Genomic DNA, 3,623 nt, shown 5'->3' on the forward strand with positions numbered 1-3,623 from the left:
ACCGTCGCCTTCTTGCCCGTGACCAGCCCTTTGCCATCGAAGCCTAGCGTGTGGCCTTTGCGCACGATGTGGTCGATCCATGCCTTGAGCGCAGCGGGAATGTTGTAGTTGTATACGGGGCTGGCAATCACGATGTGGTCGGCGGCCAGCAGCTCCGCCACCAGCGTGTCCGACATGCGCAACGCCTCTTTCATATCGGGCGTGAGCTTGTCTTCTGGGGTGAAGTAAGCCGCCAACCAAGGCGCATTGACGTGGGGCAGTGGGGTATCGGCCAGGTCGCGCACCACCACATTGCCCTGCGGGTGTGCGGCGTGCCAGTCGGCCACGAAGCGGCGAGTGAGGTTGCGGGAAATGGAGGCCTCGCCACGGGGGCTGGTTTCAATCACGAGAAGGTTTGCAAGAGCTTGGGACATTGTGGTTTTTTCCATAGGGTTGAGGGCTAGGCAGTGAATCTATGGCCTGCTTCCTATTTATGGAAGTGATATAAAACCGATAATCTCCATCGTCAAAGCAGATAGATAAGCTGAGTACGCCCATGATTGAAAGCCTCACCCTCGACCAACTGCGTGTTCTGCTCACCATTGCCGATACAGGGAGTTTTTCTGCCGCGGGGCGCAAGCTGTACCGGGCGCAGTCGTCCATCAGCCAAGCGGTGGCTGCGCTGGAGCAGGTGCAAGGCGTGCTGCTGTTTGACCGCAGCGGGCACCGCCCTGTGCTGACCGAGATTGGCCGGGTTTTGGTCGATCAGGCCCGCAGGGTTTTGGCCAGCGCCCAACAATTTGAAGCCGTGGCCGCCAGCACACGCGCTGGGGTAGAGCCCGAATTAACGCTCGCTATCGACCCACCCATACCGTCTAGCCCGCTGATCGAAAGTATTCGCGCGCTGAATGCCATGTTCCCCGATCTGCCGGTCACCTTCTCAACGGAAGGCTTTGGCGGCTCCTTGCGCCGCTTGCGCAGCAAGACGGCTGACTTAGGCATCTGCGTGCTACTGCCCTTGGTGCCAGACGATATGGTGGCATTCCCTCTGATGCAGGTGCAGCTACAAGCCGTGGTGGCGCGCGACCACCCGCTGGCCACATTGGGGCGACCAGCCGAGCGCGACGACTTGGCGCCCTACGTGCAACTGGTGTTGTCAGACCCGGTAGACCCTGGCAGCCCCAACTATGGGCTGGCGGGTGAGCGACTGTGGCGTTTTGTAGACCTGGGGCGCAGGTTGGACTTTTTGCTTGCCGGCTTTGGCTGGTGCCGCATGCCCCACTACCTGATAGCGCAACCGATGGCAGACGGACTGCTGGTGCCGATAGACATTGCGGGCGACCAAACCCCTGCCGAAGGCCTGACGATCTACGCCGCCCACCTGCGCGAACGCCCCCCTGGGCGCGCGGGGCGCTGGCTGCTGACGGATTTGAAAGCGCGATTGAACCGCGGCCTCTAGCCCTCGTGGAATATGCTGAAGCAGCTTCTTTCTTGATAGCAAACTGGACTTGAGAGTTCCGACTCCAACACTACAGAATCCAACCGCTCTAAAGTTCAAAAAAGTACTTTATAAGGTACACTTATCAAGTGGCATCCAACCAAAAAATCCCCGCGATTTTCTATCGCTCTGCGAGTGGGGATGAGCCAGTACGTGAATGGCTGAAAGCACTGGGTAAGGCGGATCGTCAAACGATTGGCGAAGACATTGCTTACGTTCAGTACAAGTGGCCTATTGGCAAACCTCGGGTGGACCATTTGCGGGGATCGGTTTGGGAAGTACGCAGCAAAATTGGCAACCGTATTGCGCGCGTACTGTTTGCGGTAGAGCAGGCCGAAATGATTTTGTTGCATGCCTTCATCAAGAAAACACAGCAAACCAACCCTGCAGATATTGAACTGGCGACCAAACGCTTGAAGGAGTGGAAAAATGGCCAAGACAACTAAAGTGAACCCCCATGCGGGAAGCAGTTTTGATGACTTTCTGAAAGAGGATGGCATTTTTGAGGAGGTGCAGGCCCGTGCACTCAAGCGGGCGCTGGCCGAGCAGTTGGACGACGCGATGCAAAGCGCGAAGCTCAGCAAAGTAGGCATGGCGCAGCGCATGGCCACCAGCCGCTCGCAGTTGGACCGGGTGCTAGACCCTGGCAATTTGTCCATTCAGCTCGATACGCTGATCAGGGCGGCAAGTGCTGTAGGAAAAACTGTGGAGATTCGGCTCAAACCGGAGACCAAGCGCACGCGTGTGAATACGGCATAAATCGGCCGCCAGCCCATATTTAATATGCGCAAGCAGCTTCTTTTTTAATAGCAAAACCAAGCATGCGCCAAACCAGGGCTCAGATGTCTTTCTTGGTGATGACCCGGTCGTTTCGGCGCGGCACACCGGCACGCCCGGCCTTGGACCAGTCGTAGGCTTGGCCGTCGGGCGTCTTGCCATCTACCACGGAGTCCACGCCCTGCTTGCCTACGTGCTGGGGGTTTTCGCTGGCCATGGTGACAAAGCTGTAGCCCGCGTCGCGTTTGTCCTTGGTGATCTGCAGGGCTTGCGCAAGCTCTGCCGTCTCCTGCCCGTGGGCCTGGTTGTTTTCGTCGGTCCAGTAAATTTTGAACATGTTGGTCGCACTCCTGCGCGCATTGTGAGGCCGCCGCAGCGCGCCGGGACGGCGCTGCAGCGGTGGGTGGTGCCACCGCTGCTGCACAAAAACTACGGATGAATTACGGAAGATCCAGATCGAACACCATCAAGCCCTGAACTCCTCCGAGCGCCGCCTGTACCAGCTTGGCGCCGGTGGCCTGGTGGGCAGGATGGGCTTGGTAGGCGGCCAGCGCCGCCCGATCGTCGAACACGGCGATGAAGCCATCGGCAAAGCCGTGGTCCAGGTCCTCAAAACGGGCATTGGCCCCGGCGCGCACTTCCCGCAGGCCGGGTATTTCGTCCACCAGGGCACGCAACTCGTCCCACAGCCCCTGTTGGGTCGCCGCTGTGATCTCGGGCCGGAAATGGATGAACACACAGTGGTGGATCATGCTGCGGCTCCTGGGTAGGCCACAGTCACGCTGCGGCCGGTCTGCGCACTCTCCAGCACGGCCAGCGCCACGGCCAGGGAGCGCACGCCTGCGTTGCCATCGGCCATATCGTGGGGCAGGCCCTGGACGGCCAAATGAAAGTTCTGCACACCACGCTGGTACAGGCTGATGTTGTCCAGCGGCAAGGCTTGCTCGCCCTGGGCGTTCTTGAAGCTGAGCGTTCCATCCGGCCCTTGGTGCAGGATGCCCACGCCTTTGAGTGAACCCTGGGTGCCGTGGACTTCCAGCCCGACATCGGCAAACGGGGTGTTGAAGCCCTGGTGGGTGAAAGCCGTGAGGCCGCTGGGGAAGCGCCACACCGACATGGCGTTATCTTCCATGCCCTCGGCCATGCCGCTGTTGCTGGTCATGGCCACCACCTCGGTGGGGTACTCGCCCAGCAAAAAGGCCAGCGAATCGGCGTTGTGCACCGCGATGTCCAGCACCACGCCGCCGCCCGCGCCTTTGTCCTTCAAACGCCAGCCCTGCAGATGCGCCGGGAGATACACCGAGTGGTTGACCCGCGCCGACACCAGGCGGCCCAGTGCGCCCTGCTGGATCTTGTCGCGCATTTGCCG

General features: G+C 60.0%; 7 protein-coding genes. 3 read left to right on the top strand and 4 right to left on the bottom strand.

Features of this window, described 5'->3' with window-relative positions:
- Positions 1-386, bottom strand: a 386-nt coding sequence (locus ABI213_RS08040) for an NAD(P)H-dependent oxidoreductase (RefSeq protein ID WP_348026663.1), incomplete at its 3' end; no start/stop codon positions are given.
- Between the two features lie 149 nt (positions 387-535).
- On the opposite strand from ABI213_RS08040, the gene ABI213_RS08045 reads away from it, so the two are divergent.
- From ABI213_RS08045 to ABI213_RS08055, 3 genes are all read left to right on the top strand, one after another.
- Complete coding sequence (locus tag ABI213_RS08045) at positions 536-1,438, top strand: LysR family transcriptional regulator (protein WP_348008974.1); 903 nt, start codon at positions 536-538, stop codon at positions 1,436-1,438.
- Positions 1,439-1,566: 128 nt separating this feature from the next.
- Positions 1,567-1,923: a type II toxin-antitoxin system RelE/ParE family toxin gene (locus ABI213_RS08050; RefSeq protein WP_348008973.1), complete on the top strand. Its 357-nt coding sequence runs from the start codon at positions 1,567-1,569 to the stop codon at positions 1,921-1,923.
- A complete protein-coding gene (locus ABI213_RS08055; protein WP_348008972.1) occupies positions 1,907-2,236 on the top strand; it encodes a Fis family transcriptional regulator in 330 nt (109 codons plus the stop codon). Before ABI213_RS08050 ends, ABI213_RS08055 begins: the two co-directional genes overlap by 17 nt.
- 79 nt (positions 2,237-2,315) lie before the next feature.
- Here the strand turns inward: ABI213_RS08055 and ABI213_RS08060 are convergent, their stop codons facing one another.
- The 3 genes from ABI213_RS08060 to ABI213_RS08070 all read right to left on the bottom strand — a co-directional run.
- Complete coding sequence (locus tag ABI213_RS08060) at positions 2,316-2,591, bottom strand: hypothetical protein (protein WP_348008971.1); 276 nt, start codon at positions 2,589-2,591, stop codon at positions 2,316-2,318.
- Positions 2,592-2,694: 103 nt separating this feature from the next.
- Positions 2,695-3,006 (bottom strand): Dabb family protein, encoded by a 312-nt coding sequence (locus tag ABI213_RS08065; RefSeq protein ID WP_348008970.1) that lies wholly within the window; start codon positions 3,004-3,006, stop codon positions 2,695-2,697.
- The coding region (locus ABI213_RS08070) for a Gfo/Idh/MocA family oxidoreductase (protein ID WP_348026665.1) at positions 3,003-3,623 on the bottom strand (621 nt) is incomplete at its 5' end. The genes ABI213_RS08065 and ABI213_RS08070, both read right to left, overlap by 4 nt.

It is taken from the genome of Rhodoferax sp., assembly GCF_039922535.1.
GTDB lineage: Bacteria > Pseudomonadota > Gammaproteobacteria > Burkholderiales > Burkholderiaceae_C > Rhodoferax_B.

What these genes read in the sequence shown, in the direction of transcription:
- ABI213_RS08045 (WP_348008974.1), top strand. Translation starts at nt 536, where the DNA reads ATGATTGAAAGCCTCACCCTCGACCAACTGCGTGTTCTGCTCACCATT.
- ABI213_RS08055 (WP_348008972.1), top strand. Translation starts at nt 1,907, where the DNA reads ATGGCCAAGACAACTAAAGTGAACCCCCATGCGGGAAGCAGTTTTGAT.
- ABI213_RS08060 (WP_348008971.1), bottom strand. Translation starts at nt 2,591, where the DNA reads ATGTTCAAAATTTACTGGACCGACGAAAACAACCAGGCCCACGGGCAG.
- ABI213_RS08065 (WP_348008970.1), bottom strand. Translation starts at nt 3,006, where the DNA reads ATGATCCACCACTGTGTGTTCATCCATTTCCGGCCCGAGATCACAGCG.